Source organism: Hydrosulfovibrio ferrireducens (assembly GCF_046883345.1).
Classification (GTDB): domain Bacteria; phylum Desulfobacterota; class Desulfobulbia; order Desulfobulbales; family Desulfurivibrionaceae; genus Thiovibrio; species Thiovibrio ferrireducens.
On sequence record NZ_JALKCW010000016.1, the window covers coordinates 80,940 to 102,120 of the forward strand.

Below are 21,181 nucleotides of genomic sequence, written 5' to 3' on the forward strand. Positions count from 1 at the left end.
AATTTTACGAAGATAAATCAATTCACCACCCTTGTCAAGCAACAACTGGGGAGCCTCTTTCGAATATCTTTCCGACGTCCGCGGAAGTCTGCCGGAAAACCTGTTTTCTTTTTACAACACCACAACAGATCTCCCCAATTTTTTTAAAAAAATTTACTCATGCCCCTTGCTTGGTGGACTGCTTTTCGTTTACCTTAAAAACAACACCATTTTTTTCTCTTTTCCACCCCATATTTCTCTTTTTGACGGAACCCGGACCCCGATGCTGGAATTCGCACAATCACTCCGCTGGCAAGACATCTTCGATATCATGATCGTTTCGTTCATCATCTATCGTGTCATGCTGCTGATCCGCGGAACCCGGGCCGTCCAGATACTTTCCGGCATCGTGGTCCTCGTCGTGCTCTATTTCGCCGCGCGGGAGCTCGAATTTCTCACCCTGTACTGGCTGCTGGGAACATTCCTCAGCTCGATCTTCCTGATCATCATTATCATCTTCCAGCGGGATATCCGGCGGGCCCTCGCCCAGGTCGGGCAAACCACCTTTTCCAAACCCCAGGAAGACACGGTGCACATTCTGCTCGAGATTGTCAGGGCGGCGCAGCAAATGGCCCAGCGCAAAATCGGCGGGCTCATCGTCATCGAGCGGGAAACAGGGCTCAATGAATACATCGAATCCGCCCACAGCCTTGACGCCATCGTCAGCAGACAGCTCCTGGTCACCATTTTCCAAACCACCGCTCCCCTCCATGACGGAGCGGTGATCATCCATAACGGCCGCATCCGTTCGGCCGGGGCATTGCTCCCCCTCACCAGAAATCCTTACATCAGCAAGCAGCTTGGCACTCGCCATCGGGCGGCCATCGGTCTTTCCGAGGAGACCGACGCGGTGATCATCGTGATCTCGGAAGAAACGCAGAAGATATCCCTGGTCCAGCACGGGGCTATGACCTCCGATCTCGACGAAAACGCACTCAGAAGCCGACTTGACGCAATCTTTGTTCCCAAGGAAAACACGACTCCTCTCTTATGGAAAAACTGGTTAAACAAATAATCCGGCGAGTTCCCACCCCCAACTTCCTCAATTGGCCGAACAACTGGGGGTTGAAGCTCATTTCCCTGATCTTCGCCGTCCTCCTCTGGTATTTCGTGGTGGGCGAGGACAAGGTTGACACCACGGTCTATATTCCGGTGGAGATTGTCAATCTGCCCCGGGAGCTGGTTATCGCCAACCAGTTCAAGAAACAACTGGAGGTCACGGTCAGCGGTCCCCGCGGCCTGATCAGCGGCATCAACCGCCAGCGGATCACGCGAACCATCAATCTTGCCAAAACCACCCCCGGCACCATTGTCATCCGCAACGAACCCGAGACGATCCAATTTCCGCGAGGCGTCACCGTATCACGCATCCAGCCCACCCACATTACCCTGCTCGTCGACGAGCTGGTGGAGAAGGAATTGCCGGTGCAGGCCAGGACAACGGGCTCTCCGGCCAGCGGCTACGAACTGGGCGGTGTTATTTTCGAGCCCCAGGTCATCAAGATTTCCGGCCCCAAGGCCGTTGTCGGCAAGGAAAGACTCTTCACTGCCAAGCCCATTGACATCAGCGGCCTGAAGAGTTCGAAAACCTTCCAGGTTCCCCTGGAGTTGCGTTCGGCACTGCTTGAGCTCATGGGCGAGACAGTGGTCACCGCCAATGTGGTGATCCGCGAAAAAACCACGGAAAAAACCATCGTTGACATCCCTGTCCACCTCACGGGACCAGAGTCCGACAGAAAGGTGACCCTCGAACCCAGCACCATCAGCATCCGTGCCCTGCTTCCCTTGAGCAGCAGGGGAAACCAGGCCGAGCTTGTTGAGGCCAGTGTCTCGACAGAAGGGCTTTCCGTCGGGACACACCGGGTGCAGGTGAAAATCACGGCGCCGGAAGAGATCCACATTATCGAAGCAATTCCGTCCGCCGTCACCGTAAAGATTGGCCGGAGCCTTGGCAAATGAGCCGAATCACCGGTGCGCTCTCCCCTGCCGGCTCCGGGTTGACCCAGGCTCCCAGGAGTACAGCATGAGAAAGTTATTCGGCACCGATGGGGTGAGGGGGGTGGCGAACACCTATCCCATGACCACCGAAATCGCCATGCAGATAGGGAGGGCCCTCGCCTTTCTGGTCAAGGACATGCGGCGCGGCCACCGGATCGTCATCGGCAAGGACACCCGCCTTTCCTGCTACATGATCGAAAACGCCCTGGCTGCAGGCATCTGCTCCATGGGGGTGGATGTCCTTCTGGTCGGGCCCCTGCCCACGCCGGGCATCGCCTTTATCACCACCAGCATGCGGGCCGATGCCGGGGTGGTCATCTCCGCCTCCCATAACCCCTTCCAGGACAACGGCATCAAGATCTTCGCCAGAAACGGCTTCAAGCTCCATGACGATCTGGAACTGGAGATCGAGGATCTGATCTTCTCGCAGAAGATGGAGGTGCTCAGGCCGGTGGCCGAGGAGGTGGGCCGCGCCACCCGCATCGACGACGCCAAGGGCCGCTACATCGTTTTCTTGAAAAACTCCTTTCCCCGGGAATACACCCTGGACGCCTTTCACATCGTGCTCGACTGCGCCAACGGCGCCACCTACGGGGTTGCCCCCCATGTTTTCGAGGAACTGGGCGCCACCGTCACCACCCTGGCGGCGGAGCCGGACGGCACCAACATCAACCGCGATTGCGGCGCTCTGCACCCGGAGCACATGGCCGCCAAGGTGCGGGAACTGGGGGCGGACATCGGCATCGCCCTGGACGGCGACGGCGACCGGATCATCGTGGCGGACGAACACGGCAACATCGTTGACGGCGACCATATCATGGCCATCTGCGCCGCCGACTTGATGAGCCGCAAAAAGCTGAAAAAGAAGACCCTGGTCGCCACGGTGATGAGCAACCTCGGCCTGGAGGTCGCCATGCAGCGCATGGGCGGGGCCATGGTCCGCACCCAGGTCGGAGACCGCTATGTGGTTGAGGAGATGCGCAGGTCCGGCTACAATTTCGGCGGCGAACAATCGGGGCATCTGGTGTTCATGGAACACAACACCACCGGCGACGGCATCCTCGCCGCGCTCCAGTTGCTGGCGGTGATGATCAAAAAACGCAAACCCCTGTCGGAACTGGCCGCCATCATGGAAAGCTTTCCCCAGGTGCTCAAGAATGTCCGCACCGCTGAAAAAATCAACACCAGCACCATCCCCGGCTTCAATAAAAAACTGAAGGAAATGGAAAAGAAACTGGACAAAAAGGGCCGCATCCTCGTCCGTCCCTCCGGAACCGAGCCGGTTATCCGGGTCATGGTGGAGGGGCAGGACGCCGCACAGATCAACGCCATGGCCGACGAACTCTGCGAAATGATCCGCAAGGCTGACACCGCCGAAGCCTGACCAAGCAACCATGAAGACTCGACTCGACCAGCTTGTGCTGCTGCACGGGCTGGCCCCCTCCCTGCAAAAGGCCCAGGCCCTCATTGCCGCGGGCCAGGTGCTGGTGAACGACCAGCCGGCGGACAAGATCGGCTCGCTTTTTGCCAAGGACAGCCGGATACGGCTGAGGGAAAAAACCTGCCCCTATGTGAGCCGGGGCGGAATCAAGCTCGCTGCCGGACTGGACCATTTTCAGCTCAACCCCGCCGGCTTCATCTGCGCCGATATCGGCGCCTCCACCGGCGGCTTCACCGACTGCCTGCTGCAACGCGGGGCCGCCAAGGTGTATGCCATTGATGTCGGCTACGGTCAACTGGCCTGGAAACTGCGGCAGGATCCGCGGGTGGTGGTCATGGAGAGAACCAACGCCCGAAACCTGCAAACCGGCGACCTGGAAGAGGCCCTGGACCTGGCGGTGATCGATGCCTCGTTTATTTCCCTCAAAACCCTGCTGCCGCCGCTGCTCGTCTTTTTTCCTCCGGGCGCCATCCGGGTGCTGGCCCTGATCAAACCGCAGTTCGAGGTCGGCCGTGGCCAGCTTGGCACGGGTGGAGTCGTCCGCGACAGCGACCTCCACGAAAAGGTGGTTGAGGAAATCCGGGAATTTGCAGGCGGGCTGGGCCTTGTTCCTGTTGGGGTCAGCCCCTCCCCGATCCTTGGCCCCAAGGGCAACCGGGAATTTTTGATCTACCTTGTGTCCGAGACGCTATAACGCTTACCCCGCCAGAAAAAATCATCCCGCTGGCGCGCCGGAAGATCCTGGGCAAAGCGGACGATCAAGCCCGACTCAACAACCAGATCACAGAGCTCCCCATCCAGATCTGCCCGGGCAACCATTCCTTCCAGAATGCGCATGGCCTCGGAAAGCATCTTCCCTGGCTTGTAAGGCCGGTCCGCCGCGGTCAACGCTTCCAGCACATCGGCCAGGGCCAGCATCCGTGCCGGCAGAGGAATGGCGCCATTCCCAAGCCCCCGGGGATAGCCGGTGCCGTTCAGCTTTTCATGGTGCATGCCGGCATAGACCGGGACATTCCGAAGCTTTTTGGGAAAAGGCAGCCCTTCAAGCATCCGGATGCTCATCTCCACATGATGGTTCATCACCTTGCGTTCCGCCGCGGTCAAGGTGCCTTTCTGCACGCAGAGATTTTCCACCTCATCCGGCGCAAGCAAGGGGAACTGGACGCCGCTCATGGCATAGGTTATCCCGGCCAGACGCCGCACCTTTTCGATATTTTCGTCCGACAACCCTTCGCCGCCCAGATTGATCATATCGAGAAAGGTGATGATCTCCTGCCATTCTTCCTCTTTTGGAGGGGGCAACGGAGCGGTCCGCCCTTCTGTCCTTGGGCAGGGTTCGTTTTCCAGCCGGACGAACGCATCATGCAGCCGCGAGATTTCCACCCGGTGCCGAATCAGTTCTATCCGATCGAAAATGGTCTCCAGCTTGGTTGCCTTGTCCATCAGATGCTCAGGCGTGGTGATCTTCCCCACGTCATGGAGCCAGGCCGCCATCCTGATCTCGGCCAGTTCGTCGGCGTTGAAGTTGATCGAGGCGAATCTGCCGGTGGTGGCCCTATTGACCTCCAGGGCAATCTCTTCGGTGAGATTGGCGACCCGGTAGACATGCCCTGCCGTATAGGGGGATTTCTCGTCGATGGCATCGCCGATTGTCCGCACGAAAGCGTCCAGCAGATTTTCAAGCCCCCGGACCAAACGCATCTTGGTGAGGGCGATGGCCGCCTGCGAGGCCAAGCTCATGACCATTCCCACCTCATGCTCGGGAAAAGGGACAACCGCGCCGGTTTCCCGATCCTTGGCATTCAGAAGCTGCAAAACCCCGATGACTTCATCCTCGTGGTCCCGCAGCGGGATCACCAGCATCGAGCGGGAGCGGTAGCCAGTGGAGGCGTCAAAATCGCGGGTTCCCTGAAAATCGTAGCCTTCGGCGTCATAGACGTCGGAGATATTGATTGGCTCGCCGGTAAGGGCGCAGTGAGCGGAAACATTCCAGTGATTCTCCCCATTGTTTTCATGGCGCAGCGGCACGGGAAGCCAGGAAATGGCTTCCCCGCTCCCTCCCATGCAAACTCCGAGCGAATCATTCTGGACAATGGCAAAATCAAGGGCCTGCCGCGCGTCGTCCTTGATGTACAGGGTTCCGCCGTCGGCGTTGGTGAAATGCTTGGCCTCGCGCACAATCCTCTCCAGAAGCCGATCAATATTTTTTTCCGAAGAGAGTCCCAAGCCGATCTTCACCAGCTCATAGAGATGATTTCCCTGACCTTCGCTGAACTCCCGAACCTCGCGGACAACCCGGTCTGCCAGCCCGGCCACAACCTCCGGCGGCACTCCGGCCATTGCCTGCCCGACGTAGCTCTCGATCCCCTGCACAACCTTCTGCATGAGGAGGTCCACTGCCGGGTGCCTGCGAGCCTGAGCCTTATCCGGAAAAACATCCATGACCATTCCCCTTGCCCGAAACGGCAATCCTCATCGTTAACAGCTTCCCGCCCGATCCGAGGTGGCGGGCCGGGAGACGCAATACTGTGCCCAACAGTGACAGTATACGGCAGAACAGGATGACAAGCAATTCCACATTAAAGCGGCGCACAATGCGAGACCTGCCGCATTGCGCGCCGCAGGCAAAAAACCCCGGAGACGGTTGACTTGGCCAAACGAAAATGCTAACTTGGGTGCGGTGCAATCCCCATAGCTGTTCGGCATTCCCGTGCACTGTACAACCCAGGCATACCCTAAGTTTTTTTCAGGAGCGTATCCGTCATGACCAAAAATCGTCCCCTTTTCCGAGCATCCCTGTTTTCCGCTCTCGCCGGCGCAGCCCTGCTGTTGCTTGCCGCCACGGCCACTGCCGCGGAATACGTCAGCGTTATCAAAGACGGGGTCAATATCCGTTCCGGCCCCGAGGCGACAAAAGAAATCCTCTGGACGGTTTTCAAGGGCTTTCCGCTGCAGGTCACCACCACCCAGGGAACCTGGGCCAAGGTCGTGGACTTTGAAGGGGACACGGGCTGGATCGCCACCTCCTTGGTCGCAAAGGAAAAAACCGTCATTGTCAAATCAGAGACCGCCAATCTGCGGGTCGGGGCGGGAAAAGACTACGAAATCGTGGCCGCGGCCAAACGCGGCGTGGTCTTCAAGCCCCTGACCACCGAAGGCGACTGGATCAAGGTCAAGCACGCGGACGGCACAACCGGCTGGATATTTGGCAAATTGCTCTGGCCCAACTGAGCCCCAACGCCGGACACCATGGGAAAAAAAACTCCCCCCCCATATCCGCCCAACCCCGTTCTTCTGGTTGACGACGAACTCCATACCCTAGCCAGCTTTGATATCGCCCTCCGCTCCCACGGCATCAGCAACACCATCCGGTGCCAGGACAGCCGCGACGTCGCGGCCATTCTCGACAATCAGCCCGTGGAGATCATCCTCCTCGACCTGATGATGCCCCATGTTTCCGGGCATGACATCCTCAAGCATGTCCGTCAACGCTTTCCGGAACTGCCGGTCATCATTGTCACCGGAGTCAATGAGGTGGAGACCGCGGTGCGCTGCATCCAAGAGGGAGCCTTTGACTACGTACTCAAGCCGGTGGAAATCGAGCGCCTCCTGCCGAGCATCAGGCGGGCCCTTGAGGTCAGACAGCTCCGGCGGGAGAATTCCAGGCTTGCCAGCAGCTTCTTTGACAAGGACCCAGCCCATCCGGAGGTGTTCTCCGGCATCATCACCGGCAACGACACGATGAAGGCCCTGTTTCGCTATTGCGAAGCCGTTGCCGAAGGGCGGCAGCCGGTGCTGATCACCGGGGAAACCGGGGTGGGCAAGGAGAGCATCGCCAAGGCCATCCATGATTTGAGCGGCAGGACCGGCGAATATGTCACGGTCAATGTGGCCGGCCTTGACGATCAGATTTTTGCCGACACCCTCTTTGGTCACGCCAGGGGCGCCTTCACCGGCGCGGATCGCAACCGTGCCGGCCTGGTGGAAAAAGCAGCAGGAGGTTCCCTGTTTCTCGACGAAATCGGCGATCTCAGCGAACCTTCGCAGGTCAAGCTCCTCCGTTTTCTTGAGGAGCGCGAATACTACCCCCTGGGTTCCGACCAGGTCCATCATTCGGACGCCCGGGTCATCGTCGCCACCCATCGCGACTTGGAACAGCAGCACCGGAAAGGATTGTTCCGCACCGACCTGTTTTACCGGCTGCGCACCCATCGCATCCAGGTTCCCCCGCTGCGGGAGCGCAAGGATGACATCCCTGCCCTGCTGGATTTCTTTCTTGCCCAGGCCGCAACGGAGTTCAAGAAAGAAAAGCCCCGCTGCCCGGATGAACTCATCACCCTGCTGGCCGGCTATGATTTTCCCGGCAATGTCCGGGAACTGCGGGCTCTGGCCTTTGACGCCATGAGCCATCACCGGGGCGCCACCCTCGCCATGGCTTTTTTCCACAAAGAACTCGACTCGGCCAGCCTGCGGGAAAATCCCTCCACATCCCCCGCCCGGATTCTTCCACAAAAATCCTGGGCCGCGAGCTTTGCGCAGTTGCCGACCCTGAAAGACGCGGACCAGGAACTCATCGCCGAAGCCCTCCGGCGAAGCAACCACAACCAGCGCGCCGCCGCCCTCATCCTGGGCATAACGCCCCAGGCCTTGAATCAGCGGCTCAAGCGCCAGGCCTAACGGCCTCCACAAGGGATCCTCCTCAGACCATGGCGAGCAAAGGAAAAATACTTATTGTTGACGATGAGCCCATGGTCCTCAAGCTGCTCTCCATGCAGGTAGAGCGCCTCGGCTATACGACAACCAGCGCGGTCAACGGACCTGATGCCCTGGCCCTTCTTGAAAAAAGCCCCTTCCATCTCATGGTCACCGACATCATAATGCCCCAGATGGATGGCCTTGCCCTCATGCAGCAGGCCGTGGCCATCCGGCCCGATCTCGAATGCATCGTGGTTTCCGGGCAGGCGGATCTGGCCATCGCCGTGGAGGCCATGAAGATGGGGGCGATCAACTATATCCAGAAACCGATTTCCATAATGGAACTGGAAGTCTCCCTGGCCAAGGGCATGGAGCGGCTGACCCTGCTGAAAACCCTCAAAAAAAACCAGCAGGAACTGCGCCGGCACCGCGACCATCTGGAGCAACTGGTCGCCAAGCGAACCGCAGAACTCGCCCGCATCAACAAACAGCTTGAGGCGGATATCAAGGCCAGGAAAAAAGCGGAAAAAGAAGCGGAACAACGACGGCGGCAGCTCATCGAGGCCGACAAAATGGTCTCCCTCGGCATCCTGGTGGCCGGAGTGGCCCATGAGATCAACAACCCCAACAACTTCATCACCATGAACGCCCCCATCCTTCACCGCGCCTGGGAGGATTTCCTGCCCATCCTGGAAGAACATTACCGGACGCAAGGCGACTTCCCCGTGGCGGGCATTCCCTTTTCCGAGATGCGCGAGCATATTCCCGAGCTTTTTTCCGGCATCCTCGACGGCTCGGAACGCATCCGCAAGATTGTTTTCAACCTGCGGGATTACGCGCGGCAGGGCATCTCCGACATGGACCAGGACGTTGACCTCAATACCGCGCTGCGCGCCGCCCTGGTTTTGCTCGCCAATCCGTTGAAAAAGGCGACCGACCACCTCGCCATCCATTACGGCGAGGGGCTGCCGCCGGTGCGGGGCAATTTCCAGCGGACCGAGCAGGTCATCATCAACCTGCTGCAAAACGCCTATCAATCCCTCGCTTCCCCGGATCAGCCCCTGACGGTTTCCACCGGGCAGGACCCAAAAACCTCCACGGTTTTTGTGGAAATAGCCGACCAGGGCTGCGGCATTTCCCCAAAAAATCTCAAACGCATCCTGGACCCGTTTTTCACCACCAAGCGCGATGGCGGCGGCAGCGGCCTCGGCCTTTCCATTTCCGCGGGGATCATGGAAGAGCATGGAGGGCGGCTTGAATTCAACTCCCAACCCGGCAAGGGCACCATCGCCCGGGCGGTCTTTCCCATGCCAGCGCCAAAAGGGAAATAACCCCTCCACCCCATCAACTTTTATTGACGCCATCAATTTTTATTCATTTCCGCCACACCACGGCCACACCACACGCTACACCGCCCATCTCCAATCCTCCCGTCAACATACCTTGATTCATCCTTCCTGCGTCCCTCCAGCACAAAAAAAATATTATCTGCAATATCGGTCTGTTACGTACATTATTCCCAGCCTGGCACATTTCTTCCATTAGCACCTGACAACCCCCGTGAAAAAAACGGGACCACATTCCACCTGACCAGGAGGGCAGATCATGGGAACATCAGCAGGGAAAACCACGCTGGCAACGCTCATGTCCGACCCGGGCGCATACGTCCACGGTTCGCTGCGGATCACCGAGATTCTCGGGATGATGTCGGCAACCGCCCTCCCCATTGCCAACGACACGGTCATGGGCGTTATCAATTTCCGGGGTAGAACAGTGCCGGTCATCGATCTGCGGGTGAACCCCATCGGCGGCCTCAACGGCTTTGCCGAACAGATCTGCATCCTGTCGGCGGAACGCGCCCACCAGACGCCTCTTATCTTCGGCGCCTTGGTGGATTCGGAAGCCGACGCCTGGGAGATGATTGCAGGGAAGACCCACTAACAGTAGGGAGCCTTGAAAAATTCAAGGCTCCTGTGCGGGGCAAGGACGCCCCGTCATTTTCAGCCACTTAAGTTGCTGAAAATGTGAGCAAAGGCAAAACTTGTTTTGGTTTTGCGGCTTGAAAAATCAACAGGAAGTTGATTTTTCAAGGCTCCCAGTAAAGATCACAGGCCAGAGCTGGCCTTACACAAGTAGCCATTTGGATCGGTCCCCCCCCCTCGCCGGTCCAAGACTTCCTGCCAAGTCTCTTCGGGGGCTTGGCAGGAAGTTGGCTTTTAGCAGGGCACACAATGCAACGGGAGCAGACCATGGAGCACGGCGCAACACCGACGGTTGCAACCATTCCCGGAACACCCGCCATAAGGTTAGTCCCAACCATGCTGCAAACTTCTCTTTTCGTGTCCTACCCCGACCTGCCGATCATCAATCTTACCCCCGGCAAGCTGTTGATCACCGACCAGCCTTCCATTGTTTCCACCATCCTCGGCTCCTGCGTTTCCCTGTGCCTCCATCACGAAAGATTCCGGGTCGGCGCCATCTGCCACGGCATGTTGCCCCGCCAGACCAAAATACCCATGCCCCAATATTTCCCGTATCTGGACACGGTGGTGCCCCATATGCTTGAAACCATGCGCAGCCGATACGGCATCGCCCCATCGGAGCTGCAGGTAAAACTGTTCGGCGGGGCAAGCGTTCTCCAGACCAGCTTACCCGGCGCCAACGGCTTTGCCATCGGCCAAGAGAACATTGCCGCGGCTCTTGAGGCCCTAGCCAGGTTCGGTCTTGTCCCGGGAGTGCAAAAAACCGGGGGAACCCAGGGCTACAAGATATTTTTCAATACCTCCACCGGCGAAGTTTTCGTACGGCGCATCGCCCCCAACCTTGCGAAAGGCTTTGCCCGAATCATGAAAGCACACTTCGCCCATTGACCCCTAACCGTTTCCGGCCCCGTCCATGACCAACCCACAGATTCTGATCGCAGAAGATGAAAAACATACCCGGCTGGCCCTGCATCTCGTCTTGCGCCAGGCAGGATTCGGCGTGATCCTGACGACCAATGGCCGGGATGCCTACGAAAAAATCCGGCAGCAGCCAGCCAGCCACCCCATCGGCCTGATCATCACCGACCTCAAGATGCCCGAACTGGACGGCCTTGGCCTGATTGACAAACTCCAGGAGGCAAACATCCGTATCCCGATCATGGTCATTACCGGTTACGGCGACAAGGAACTCCTCCGGCAACTGCGCAAACGCGGCTGCGCCTCTTATATCGACAAACCTTTCATCCCCGCGGAAGTCCTGAACCGGATCGCCGGTGTTCTGCCACACGCCTTAGCCGTGGCCTGAATACTTTCCGCGCCTGGACCTCCCGTCATGTTCTCCGCCTTGTCCTTCCTGCCCCTCCGCCAGCTCCGCTTCTCGCCCGCGCCTCTCCGAGAAAAGCTATTGACCAGCCCTTGCGAACACACTAAAAGAAGAAAAGCTCTGCCGCCGCGGCAGGACGAACACAGATCAACCACGCATCCAGCAGGTTTTTCATATGGTTTCCATAGCTACCATCGGTCCGGAAGGCTCCAACGCCTGGCAGGCGGCGCGCCAGTATAACCAGGGCGCGACAATCAGGCTTTTCCCGAATCTGCCCACGGTATTCAAGGCCTTTATCGAGCGGAAAACCGACCTGGCCCTGGTGCCGGTCTTCAATACCCGCGAAGGGCAGGTCAAGGAATACAGCCGGTTGATCAAAGGGATGGACACTGGATTTTGGCAGGACAACATCGTTCTGCCCATCCATCTTTCCCTGGGCAGCCTTTCCGCCACGGAGCCGATCACCATGCTTCTGGGTAAAAGCGGAGTGCTGCGTCAGTGCGAAGACTACATCACCAATACCTACCCCGAGGCAACCCTTACCACGGTGCATGACCTGGATGCGGCGGTGCGGGACATCAAGGAACAGGGGCTTGCCACCCACGGGATCATCGAATCCGAGGAGGCGCTTCGCGCTTACGGCCTGGCCATCCGCGCCAGGGAGATCGTGCCCCACAATCGTACCCGCTACGCAGTGCTGGGTCCGAACCCGGCTCCCCGCACCGGGTACGATGCCACGGTTCTGGTCACCACTCCGATCAAGGACCGGGTCGGTATCCTGGTGGACCTTTTGAACGAGTTCACCAAACGCAGTATCAACCTGATCGACATGCAGACGGAAACAGATCCCCAGACCCAAAAGCTCCAGTTCTTCATCGAGTTTGAAGGGCATCTTTCCGATGAACGGGTCCACGTGGCCATCGACCGCATCGAGCACCAAGTCATCCAAGAACCCGGCTCCGTGCGGGTGCTGGGCAGCTTTCCCAGGGTGGACATGCGGGTCAAACGCATCAAAACCTTCGGTTTCATCGGCAGCGGCGACATGAGCCTCTGGTTTGCCGAGCGCTTGAAGAGCGAGGGCTACGAAACCATGATCACCGGCCGCAGCAGCACACTGCGGCCCGCGGAAATGATCCCGCAAGTGGACGTGGTGGTGATCTGCGTCCCCATCAGCGCCACTCCCGCGGCGATAACGGAATACGGCCCGCTGCTGGCGGAAAACCAGGCCCTGATCCTGCTGGCCGGCGAAGCGGAAAACGTGCTGCACACCGCCCTGACCCACACCAAGGAAGGGGTGGAGGTGCTGCTGGTCCATAACCTGTGGGGACCGCAGGCGGCAACGATGAAGGACAAAAACGCCTCGGTGGTCCGCACCGCACGCAGCGGGGTTTTAAGCAGCGAATTCGAGGCCTTTCTTTACAAGCACGGGGCCAAGATCTCCCACGATGCTCCGGGCCAGCACGATCTGATGATGGGGGTAAGCCAAAAATTGCCCACCTCCATCTCGGTGGCCCTGGCCATGGCCCTCAAGGACAACGCCATCCCTCCGGAGGATATCGGCAGCCACGCCACCCTCACCTCGCTCTATTCCATCCTTTCCATGGCCAGAGTGCACAGCCAGAACCCCCGCACCTATGGAGAGATCATGTCCACCAGCGGCCAAGGGTCCCGCATCGTTCTCAGCTTCGCCAAAAACCTCGAAAAGATCACCACAATGGCCGAAGCCGGGGATATCGAAGCGCTTTGCGCGGTGATTGAGGAAAACCGGAGGTATCTGGGCGAAGGGTTTCTCAAGGATCGCATGCAACAAGCCCTCGCCGTGGACGCCACCCTGGGCCGGGTGCTCAGCCGCGACTGATTCCGGCCCAGGAGGTGCGACATTTTTTCACAAACAACCCTTGACGCTCTAGCCATTTTTTCTATATGGTGAAGGGTATTCAATCAATTTTCAGGATATTCCTCCTGATTAACCCGCTCTGCGGAGGAGAGAAATGGCCAAAAAACAGGCAACAATAGGCAAGAAAATCGGCGGCGGATTCGGGGTGATACTTCTCCTGACCGCCGTAATTATTGGCGTTTACCAATTCGCCCTCATCTCCTCCACCTCCTCCTTCACAGAACTCATCAAGGTCGACATGGCCATCGCCGTGCGGACCAATGCCGCCCTGAATCACCTCAACAAATGCCGTCGCTTTGAAAAGGATTTCCTGCTCACAGGCAACGAAGACAAGGCCAAGGAACAACGGGACAGTTTCGCCGATCTTGAGGACGAGCTGGACACCATCGAGGCCATGGCCAAGAAAGCGGGCAATACGAAAAGGATTGCGGAGATCGCAAAAGTTCGCCCGCTCGTAGAGACGTACCAGAAAAACTTCGAGCTCATAGTAACCGCTCCGGAATATGAACGGATGAGCATCGAACCAAAGCTCCGGGCGGCAGCCAAGTCGGCGGAACCTGTTTTGAACGATTTCTATGAAACCGTTCAAAACGAGACGAATCAACACACGGTTGAAGCCGAGGAGCAAGCCAAATACCTGGGTCTGCTGGCCCTGGTTTTGGGCATCATCGTCTTGGCCGGCGGCGCCATCCTCGCCTTTTTCCTTGGCCGGGGAATCTCCTCCACCCTCAAGCAGGTCAGCCAGACTTTGAACGAAGGCGCGGACCAGGTTGCTGCCGCGGCGGGCGAGGTCTCCTCCTCCAGCCAGACCTTGGCGGAAGGCGCTTCCCAACAGGCGGCGGCGGTGGAAGAAACCTCCGCCTCCCTGGAAGAGGTCGGAGCCATGATCAAGCAAGATGCGGACAATGCCCGCCAAGCCGACGAACTGATGAAAGAGGCCAATACGGTAATCTTGAGCGCGGATGAATCCATGAAAAAGCTCACCGTCTCCATGGAGGAAATCTCCGCTGCCAGCGCCCAAACCCAAAAGATCGTCAAAACCATCGACGAAATTGCCTTCCAGACCAATCTGCTCGCTCTGAATGCGGCGGTTGAGGCGGCCCGGGCCGGCGAGGCTGGGGCCGGATTCGCGGTGGTGGCCGATGAGGTGCGCAACCTGGCCATGCGTGCGGCGGAGGCTGCCAAAAACACCTCCAATCTCATCGAGGGAACAGTGCAGAAGATTACCGCCGGCAATGCCCTGGTCAGCGAGACCAGCGAATCGTTCTATGTTGCCGCCCAATCCACCACCCGCATCGGCACGATCATCTCCGAGATTGCCGGAGCGGCCAGCCAACAGGCCAACGCCATAGTCCAGGTCACCAAGGCCATCCACGAAATCGACACCGTTACCCAGGCAAACGCCGCGGCAGCGGAAGAATCGGCCTCAGCCTCCGAAGAGTTGAGCGCCCAGGCGGAAATGATGAAGGGCTCGGTTGGGCAATTGCTGAATATGGTGGGCGGCGGTGAGAGTCCGGCAATCGAGCCGCCGGCACAGAAAAAATTGAAGCGCCCCCCCACTTTGTCACAGTCCGGCGCCAAAAAGATCGCACCTCCGGCAAGAAAGGCTCTGCCCCCGGCACCAAAAAGCAGTCCGGCCAAGGGGACAAAACCCGAGGATATCATCCCCATGGGCGACGACTTTGAGGATTTTTGATTCTTTTTAAAAAAAATTGGAACTTTCACCGTAAGGGAATAGTCATACAATTATAAACACTGTGAAAGAGCAGAAATCTCCTCCTTTGATTTCTTTTTTCACCTTGTTTCTCCTCCCCTCTCCCCTCGCCGCCACAAGCGGCACTCAGAGGCCATTTCCATCCTTGCGGAAATGGCCTCTGTTTTTTTTACGCACATCTTTTTTCTCTTGATAATCCTTCTCACTTCATCCTATCCTAAGAACTGAAACGCCTGTCACCTGGCCTGTCCGCCCCACAACAAGCAGGGGGAAGTTTCCCCCGGGTTTTCAAGGAGAACACGATGGATCTCAAGCAGTGGTCGTTGCGGGGAAAAATAGTCCTGGTGGGCGTCGTGCTGCCCACCCTGCTCATCGTGGGTCTGTTCCGTCTTTACTCCGGCGAATCAAGGGAAAAAACCCTCACTGCCTATGCGGACAAGGCCAGAGCCATCTGCTTGACCGCCGAGTCCACCCGGGACGAGATGGAAAAAAATTGGCAGATGGGACTGTTCACCGCCGAACGCCTCCGGGAGTTGGCCGATGCCGGAGAAAAAGAAAAGGTTCTGGCCATGGTTCCGGTGTTTTCCGCCTGGAATGCGGCCATGCGCAAGGCGCAGGAAGGCGGCTACACCTTCAAGGTGCCGAAGCATTCCCCCAGAAACCCCAAAAACGAGCCGGACCAGCTTGAGGCAAAGGCGCTCAAGCTGATGGACGAGCAGAATCTTGACGAATATTACGAGATAGACCCCGCACTCAACGCTGTCCGGTATTTCCGGGCGGTCCGCCTTTCGGAAACCTGCCTGCTCTGCCACGGCGACCCAAAAACCTCCCAAGCGCTCTGGGGCAACGACAACGGAACCGACCCCACCGGCGGCCCCATGGAAAATTGGAAAACAGGCGAGATGCACGGAGCCTTCGAGGTGATCCAGTCCCTGGAGCAGGCGGACAAACAGTTGAGCGCCTCGATCACCAAAGCCACATACCTGGTGGTGGTCGGCCTCGCCATCATGGCGGTGCTCTTCGCCACCCTGGTGATCCGCATCGTTTCCAATTCGGTGATCAAGCCGGTCACCCGGATCATCGCCGATCTGACCCGGGGCGCGGACAACCTGCTTGACGCAGCCAACCAGGTATCTTCAGCCAGCCACGAACTGGCCGACGGCGCCACCCGTCAAGCCGCGAGCCTTGAGGAGACCTCGGCCTCGCTGGAAGAGATGTCCTCCATGACCAAACAAAACGCCGAGAACGTCAGCCAAACCAGCCTGATGGCGGAAAACGCCAGGAGCTCGGCCGAAGTCGCCCAGCAGAGCATGGAGAAGATGACCGAGGCCATCGGTAGCATCAAAAAATCCGCCGACCAAACCGCGGTGATCATGAAAACCATTGACGAAATCGCCTTCCAGACCAACCTGCTGGCCCTGAATGCGGCCGTTGAGGCAGCGCGGGCCGGCGAGGCGGGCGCGGGCTTCGCCGTGGTGGCGGAAGAGGTTCGCTCGCTGGCCCTGCGCAGCGCGGAAGCGGCCAAGAATACGGCGCAACTCATTGAAGAATCACAGAAAAACGCGGACAACGGCGTCAAATCCGCCTCCGAAGTAAAAGAAATCCTGACCAAGATCGTTGACGGGGTCAAGAAGGTCAGCCAACTGGCCAGGGAGATCACCGTGGCCAGCGACGAGCAGGCCTTGGGCGTCAATCAGATCAACAGCGCCGTTGCCGATGTGGACAAAGTAACCCAGGGCAACGCCGCCATTTCCGAAGAGGCTGCCTCGGCAAGCGAGGAGCTTTCCGGCCAGGCCAGGGAATTGAGCGAACTGGTCCACTCCCTGGCCGAGATCGTGGGCGCCCGAGAGAGCAGCACTCCGCCGCCAAAAAACATCGGCAGAAAAACACCGGCACACCTTCAGCAACGTACATCCCTGGCGAGCCCGGCAAAGCCGGTAAAAAAACTTGCCGCTCCTGCGGCCGCACAGCCCAAGACGGCCAAGGCGCAGGATGTCATCCCCTTTGACGACGATGAGTTTGAAAATTTCTAGCAATCACACACAGGAGAAAAAGCATGGCCTTATTGACGTGGCAGGACAAGTATTCCGTCGGCATCAAGCAAATCGACGACCAGCACAAACAGTTGATCACCATGATCAACGATCTCAACGACGCCATGCTGGCGGGCAAGGGCAAGGACGCCCTGATGCCGGTGCTGACCAAGCTGGCCAATTACTGCGTGAGCCATTTCGCGGTCGAGGAAAAAATGTTCGACACCCATGGATACCCGGAAACCGCCGACCACAAGGATAAGCACAACAAGATGACCGCCAAGGTCAAGGCGCTCATCGGCGAGGTGCAAAGCGGCAAAAGCACGGTCAGCATCGAGGTGATGAACTTTCTCAAAAACTGGCTGGACAAGCACATCATGGAAACGGACAAGAAATACGGCCCCTACCTGAACAGCAAAGGTGTCAGCTAAAAGCATTCCCCTCCCCGGGCCGGGGGAGTGCAGCCAGTTCCGCTCCCCCGGCCTCTCCCCGCCATCTTTCCAGCCATCCCAGGGTTCTCCATGATCTGCCGGGTAAACATCGACACTTATCGCTGCAACAGTTGCGAAACCTGCGTGGTCATCTGCCCCGAGGTCTTCCGCATGAACCCGGCGCTGGAAAAAGCAGAACCTGTCTCCGACACCGCGCCGTGCAGCGAAGCGCTGGAACGGGCCGTTGCCATGTGTCCGGAAAAATGCATTGAGCTTGAACGGGTATGATCCCGCCTCCACCTTGCCTCGCACCCCTCAGGCATTCCCACAGTCTCCAGACACAAAAGGCCACCCGGTTCCGGATGGCCTTTTCTCCCTAAGCAAGTAATGCCTGGCTCGGATCAGATGCCCTGCACCTCAATCCTGCGGGGCTTGGCGGGCGCGATTTTGGGCAACACCAGGGTCAGCACCCCATCGGCCATGGTGGCTTGGATCTTTTCCTGATCAATGGTTTCGGCCACCGTGAACTTGCGCAGGTAACTCCCGGGCTCAAATTCGCGCAACAGAACAGTTTCCCCTCCGTGCTCTTGCGGGGCCACGGTGCCGCGAATGGTCAGGGTTTCATTCTCCAACTCGATTTCAACCCCATCCTTGGCAACCCCCGGCATCTCCGCGAGCACATTGACCGCCTCGGCGGTTTCAAAGATATCCACCGCGGGCACATACTGCTTTTCCGGCTTGGTGGGCTCCCCTGCCTGCTGCACTTCCTGTTTCTGCTGGACCTGCATTTCTTTTTCCGTCATGGGTGCACTCCTTCAAAAAAGCATGAACACACTGCGGCAAAACTGACTCAGCCGACATTCACCTTGATCTGTCGCGGCTTTACCGCTTCCGCCTTGGGCAGGGTGATGGTGACGATCCCGTTCGCGGCCTGTGCCCCGATCCTCTCAACCTGAACCTTGGCCGGCAGGGTGATGGCCCGGCTGAACCTGCCGCACTCAAGCTCCCGGCGGTGATAGGAATATTTTTCCTCGGCCGTGCAGGTTTTCCGTTCGCCCCGGATGGTCAGGGTGTCGCCCTCGATGGAGATCTCCACCTCGCCGGCAGGCACCCCGGGAATCTCGGCCCGCACATAGAGGTTGCCGCTGTCTTCGGAAATGTTCAGGGCCGGAAAAACCGTGCCCCGTCCGCCAGCTTCCTGCCCGGCCCCCTGAAAAAGCGCGTCCAGCTCGCGGCGCATCCTTTCAAAATCGGCCCAGGGATTTCTGAACAATTTCTGATCGGCAAATCGTACTATCGCCATACGCACCTCCTTTGATAATTATGTGTAACAACTCGATTTTACAGAGTTTATCAGCTTTACACACACAATAAGAATTGTTGTTTGCTTGTCAAGACCGGACAATATTTTTCAAGAAAGCCTTACAACGCCACGCCCGCTCAATCATCATACCACAGAGGAAATCATCCTTGCGAAGGGGCGATGATAACGCTACCATCCGCGACAAAAATCGGGTATAGTTGCGACCCGGATTCTACATGCCGGAACCGGCGCCGTTAATACTGCTGGCGTTCCGGCAAACCCCACCCCATTGCGGCCCCCTGCCGTCTGTTGCGGGCATACATTCATCGAAACACAGGAGAAACACACATGAAACTCATTCTTTTGGGCGCACCCGGCGCCGGAAAAGGCACGGTGGCAAAGCTGCTCACCGCCATCGACGGTTCGGTCCAGATTTCCACCGGCGACATTCTGCGCGGCGCGGTCCAGGCCGGCACCGATCTCGGCAAGGAAGCGGAAGGCTACATGAAAAGGGGCGATCTGGTTCCCGACTCATTGATCATGGGCATCATGGAAAAGCGCCTGCAAGAACCCGATTGCGCCAAGGGCTTTTTGCTGGACGGCTTTCCGCGCACCATCCCCCAAGCCGAAGCCCTGACCGCCCTGCTGAAAAAACTCAATATCACCCTGGACATGGTCGCTTCCATCGACGTGCCCCGGGACGTGATCTTCGACCGGCTCTGCACGAGAAGAACCTGCACCAATCCCTCCTGCCAGGCGATCTACAACACCAAGAGCAACCCGACCAAGGTGGAAGGCATCTGCGACAAATGCGGCAGCCCGGCGATCCAGCGCGAGGACGAAACCCAGGAAGCCATCGCCCACCGTCTGGATACCTACAACGAGAAAACCGCTCCCCTGGCCGGTTTCTATGAAAAGGCCGGATTGCTGAAATCCATCGTCGGCACCTCCAGCGACGTGGTGGTTGACGCCATCAAGAAACAGCTTGGCCTCTAATACCCCGGAAATTACCATCATCGGCGGCGGCCTCGCGGGATGCGAGGCCGCCTGGCAAGCTGCCCAACGCGGCTGCCAAGTGACCATTCGCGAGATGAAGCCGGTGCGGTTCAGCCCGGCGCACGAATCTCCGCTCCTGGCCGAACTGGTCTGCAGCAACTCCCTGCGCGCCGCCGATGTCTCTTCCGCCGTGGGCCTTCTCAAGGAAGAGATGCGGCAGTTGGGCTCCCTGATCATGGCGGCGGCCGACCAGACCCAGGTTCCGGCTGGCCGGGCCCTGGCCGTGGATCGCTCCCTCTTTGCCCAATGCATCACCGAAAAAATCGAATCGCACCCGGCCATCACCGTGGTCCGGGAGGAGGTCACCGAACTTCCCCCGGTCGGGAAATGGCCGGTGATCCTGGCCTCCGGCCCGCTTACCTCAAGCCCGCTCGCCGCGTCGCTAAGCCAGCTCACCGGGGAAGAGCACCTGGCCTTCTACGACGCCATCGCCCCCATCGTTACCTCCGATTCCCTGGACATGTCAATAGTCTACCGGGCCTCCCGCTACGACGACGGACCGGGCGACTATCTGAACTGCCCCATGAACCGCGACGAATACGCCGCCTTTATCGAGGCGCTGCGCAACGCCGACAAGGTGCCGCTCAAGGAATTCGAGGAACAAAAATACTTCGAGGGGTGTCTTCCCATCGAGGTCATGATGGAACGGGGCGAGAACACCCTGCGTTTCGGGCCCATGAAACCAGTGGGCTTGCCCGACCCGCGGACCGGCCGCGACCCGTACGGTGTGGTCCAGCTCCGCATGGAAAAAAAAGACGGTCTGCTCTACAATATGGTGGGCTTCCAAACCAAGCTGACCTATAAAGCCCAACAGGAAGTGTTCCGCCTGATTCCGGGCATGGCCCAGGCTGAATTCGCCCGGCTCGGCAGCATCCACCGCAATACCTTTGTTTGCGGGCCCAAGGTACTGCTCCCGAGCCTGCAGGTGAAAAACCGGCCCGATCTTTTACTGGCCGGGCAGATCACCGGGGTGGAAGGCTATGTGGAGTCCACGGCCATGGGATTGCTGGCCGGGATCAACGCGGTGCGTTTGGCCAAGGGTCAAGCGGGCCTTGAGCTGCCCAACGACACCGCCATGGGCGCACTGGTCGGCCACCTTACCCAGACCGACCCCAAGCATTTTCAGCCCTCCAACATCAACTTCGGCCTGTTCCCGGTCTGGGAGACCAAGCTTCCGAAAAAACTGCGAGGACAACACCGTGCGCAAACAGCCCTGGCTTCCCTCAAACAACTCTGCGACGCAGAAAAGCTGGAACCGGCGTAAGCAT

The 21,181-nt window shown here is 58.5% G+C and carries 20 protein-coding genes; 17 read left to right on the forward strand and 3 right to left on the reverse strand.

Annotated features, from left to right (window positions below; translation table 11 throughout):
* The first annotated feature begins 262 nt into the window (after positions 1-262).
* The 4 genes from cdaA (at position 263) to MWR57_RS07930 (ending at position 4,172) form a co-directional block, all read left to right on the forward strand.
* Positions 263-1,054 carry a diadenylate cyclase CdaA gene (gene cdaA / locus MWR57_RS07915; RefSeq protein WP_423124262.1) on the forward strand — a complete coding sequence of 264 codons (792 nt, stop codon included), beginning with the start codon at positions 263-265 and terminating at the stop codon, positions 1,052-1,054.
* Positions 1,030-1,998: a CdaR family protein gene (locus MWR57_RS07920; protein WP_423124263.1), complete on the forward strand. Its 969-nt coding sequence runs from the start codon at positions 1,030-1,032 to the stop codon at positions 1,996-1,998. The genes cdaA and MWR57_RS07920 overlap by 25 nt, the downstream gene beginning before the upstream one ends.
* A 64-nt stretch (positions 1,999-2,062) precedes the next feature.
* Entirely contained in the window at positions 2,063-3,421 is a 1,359-nt protein-coding gene (gene glmM / locus MWR57_RS07925) for a phosphoglucosamine mutase (RefSeq protein ID WP_423124264.1), read from the forward strand.
* 10 nt (positions 3,422-3,431) lie between these two features.
* Positions 3,432-4,172: a TlyA family RNA methyltransferase gene (locus MWR57_RS07930; RefSeq protein ID WP_423124265.1), complete on the forward strand. Its 741-nt coding sequence runs from the start codon at positions 3,432-3,434 to the stop codon at positions 4,170-4,172.
* On the opposite strand, the gene MWR57_RS07935 is transcribed toward MWR57_RS07930, so the two are convergent.
* Complete coding sequence (locus tag MWR57_RS07935; RefSeq protein ID WP_423124266.1) at positions 4,148-5,920, reverse strand: HD domain-containing phosphohydrolase; 1,773 nt, start codon at positions 5,918-5,920, stop codon at positions 4,148-4,150. The two genes, MWR57_RS07930 and MWR57_RS07935, sit on opposite strands and share 25 nt — an antisense overlap.
* Before the next feature lie 321 nt (positions 5,921-6,241).
* Here MWR57_RS07935 and MWR57_RS07940 point away from each other — a divergent pair, with 321 nt between their 5' ends.
* The 11 genes from MWR57_RS07940 to MWR57_RS07990 all read left to right on the forward strand — a co-directional run bounded on the left by MWR57_RS07940 (position 6,242) and on the right by MWR57_RS07990 (position 17,842).
* Positions 6,242-6,709, forward strand: a complete 468-nt coding sequence (locus MWR57_RS07940) for an SH3 domain-containing protein (RefSeq protein ID WP_423124267.1) — start codon at positions 6,242-6,244, stop codon at positions 6,707-6,709.
* An 18-nt stretch (positions 6,710-6,727) separates the two neighbouring features.
* Positions 6,728-8,155, forward strand: coding sequence for a sigma-54-dependent transcriptional regulator (locus MWR57_RS07945; RefSeq protein ID WP_423124268.1), 1,428 nt, complete (start codon positions 6,728-6,730; stop codon positions 8,153-8,155).
* Between the two features lie 29 nt (positions 8,156-8,184).
* On the forward strand, positions 8,185-9,504 hold the full coding sequence (locus MWR57_RS07950; RefSeq protein WP_423124269.1) for a hybrid sensor histidine kinase/response regulator: 1,320 nt from the start codon (positions 8,185-8,187) through the stop codon (positions 9,502-9,504).
* 274 nt (positions 9,505-9,778) lie between these two features.
* Positions 9,779-10,114 carry a chemotaxis protein CheW gene (locus tag MWR57_RS07955; RefSeq protein ID WP_423124270.1) on the forward strand — a complete coding sequence of 112 codons (336 nt, stop codon included), beginning with the start codon at positions 9,779-9,781 and terminating at the stop codon, positions 10,112-10,114.
* A gap of 377 nt (positions 10,115-10,491) precedes the next feature.
* Entirely contained in the window at positions 10,492-11,043 is a 552-nt protein-coding gene (locus tag MWR57_RS07960; RefSeq protein ID WP_423124271.1) for a chemotaxis protein CheD, read from the forward strand.
* A 25-nt stretch (positions 11,044-11,068) separates the two neighbouring features.
* Positions 11,069-11,461, forward strand: a complete 393-nt coding sequence (locus MWR57_RS07965; RefSeq protein ID WP_423124272.1) for a response regulator — start codon at positions 11,069-11,071, stop codon at positions 11,459-11,461.
* A 193-nt stretch (positions 11,462-11,654) separates the two neighbouring features.
* Positions 11,655-13,337, forward strand: a complete 1,683-nt coding sequence (locus tag MWR57_RS07970) for a prephenate dehydratase domain-containing protein (protein WP_423124273.1) — start codon at positions 11,655-11,657, stop codon at positions 13,335-13,337.
* Positions 13,338-13,470: 133 nt separating this feature from the next.
* A complete protein-coding gene (locus tag MWR57_RS07975; protein ID WP_423124274.1) occupies positions 13,471-15,072 on the forward strand; it encodes a methyl-accepting chemotaxis protein in 1,602 nt (533 codons plus the stop codon).
* 320 nt (positions 15,073-15,392) lie between these two features.
* On the forward strand, positions 15,393-17,123 hold the full coding sequence (locus MWR57_RS07980) for a methyl-accepting chemotaxis protein (protein WP_423124275.1): 1,731 nt from the start codon (positions 15,393-15,395) through the stop codon (positions 17,121-17,123).
* 23 nt (positions 17,124-17,146) lie between these two features.
* Complete coding sequence (locus tag MWR57_RS07985; protein ID WP_423124276.1) at positions 17,147-17,554, forward strand: bacteriohemerythrin; 408 nt, start codon at positions 17,147-17,149, stop codon at positions 17,552-17,554.
* Positions 17,555-17,644: 90 nt separating this feature from the next.
* Positions 17,645-17,842, forward strand: a complete 198-nt coding sequence (locus MWR57_RS07990; RefSeq protein WP_423124277.1) for a ferredoxin — start codon at positions 17,645-17,647, stop codon at positions 17,840-17,842.
* A 113-nt stretch (positions 17,843-17,955) separates the two neighbouring features.
* Here the strand turns inward: MWR57_RS07990 and MWR57_RS07995 are convergent, their stop codons facing one another.
* Both MWR57_RS07995 and MWR57_RS08000 read right to left on the reverse strand, forming a co-directional pair.
* Entirely contained in the window at positions 17,956-18,357 is a 402-nt protein-coding gene (locus tag MWR57_RS07995; protein ID WP_423124278.1) for an Hsp20/alpha crystallin family protein, read from the reverse strand.
* 47 nt (positions 18,358-18,404) lie between these two features.
* Complete coding sequence (locus MWR57_RS08000) at positions 18,405-18,857, reverse strand: Hsp20/alpha crystallin family protein (protein WP_423124279.1); 453 nt, start codon at positions 18,855-18,857, stop codon at positions 18,405-18,407.
* 348 nt (positions 18,858-19,205) lie between these two features.
* Between MWR57_RS08000 and MWR57_RS08005 the strand changes: the two genes are divergently transcribed.
* Together MWR57_RS08005 and trmFO are read left to right on the forward strand one after the other, a co-directional pair.
* Positions 19,206-19,853, forward strand: coding sequence for an adenylate kinase (locus tag MWR57_RS08005; protein WP_423124280.1), 648 nt, complete (start codon positions 19,206-19,208; stop codon positions 19,851-19,853).
* Positions 19,843-21,177, forward strand: a complete 1,335-nt coding sequence (gene trmFO / locus MWR57_RS08010; RefSeq protein WP_423124281.1) for a methylenetetrahydrofolate--tRNA-(uracil(54)-C(5))-methyltransferase (FADH(2)-oxidizing) TrmFO — start codon at positions 19,843-19,845, stop codon at positions 21,175-21,177. The genes MWR57_RS08005 and trmFO overlap by 11 nt, the downstream gene beginning before the upstream one ends.
* Positions 21,178-21,181: the final 4 nt, after the last annotated feature.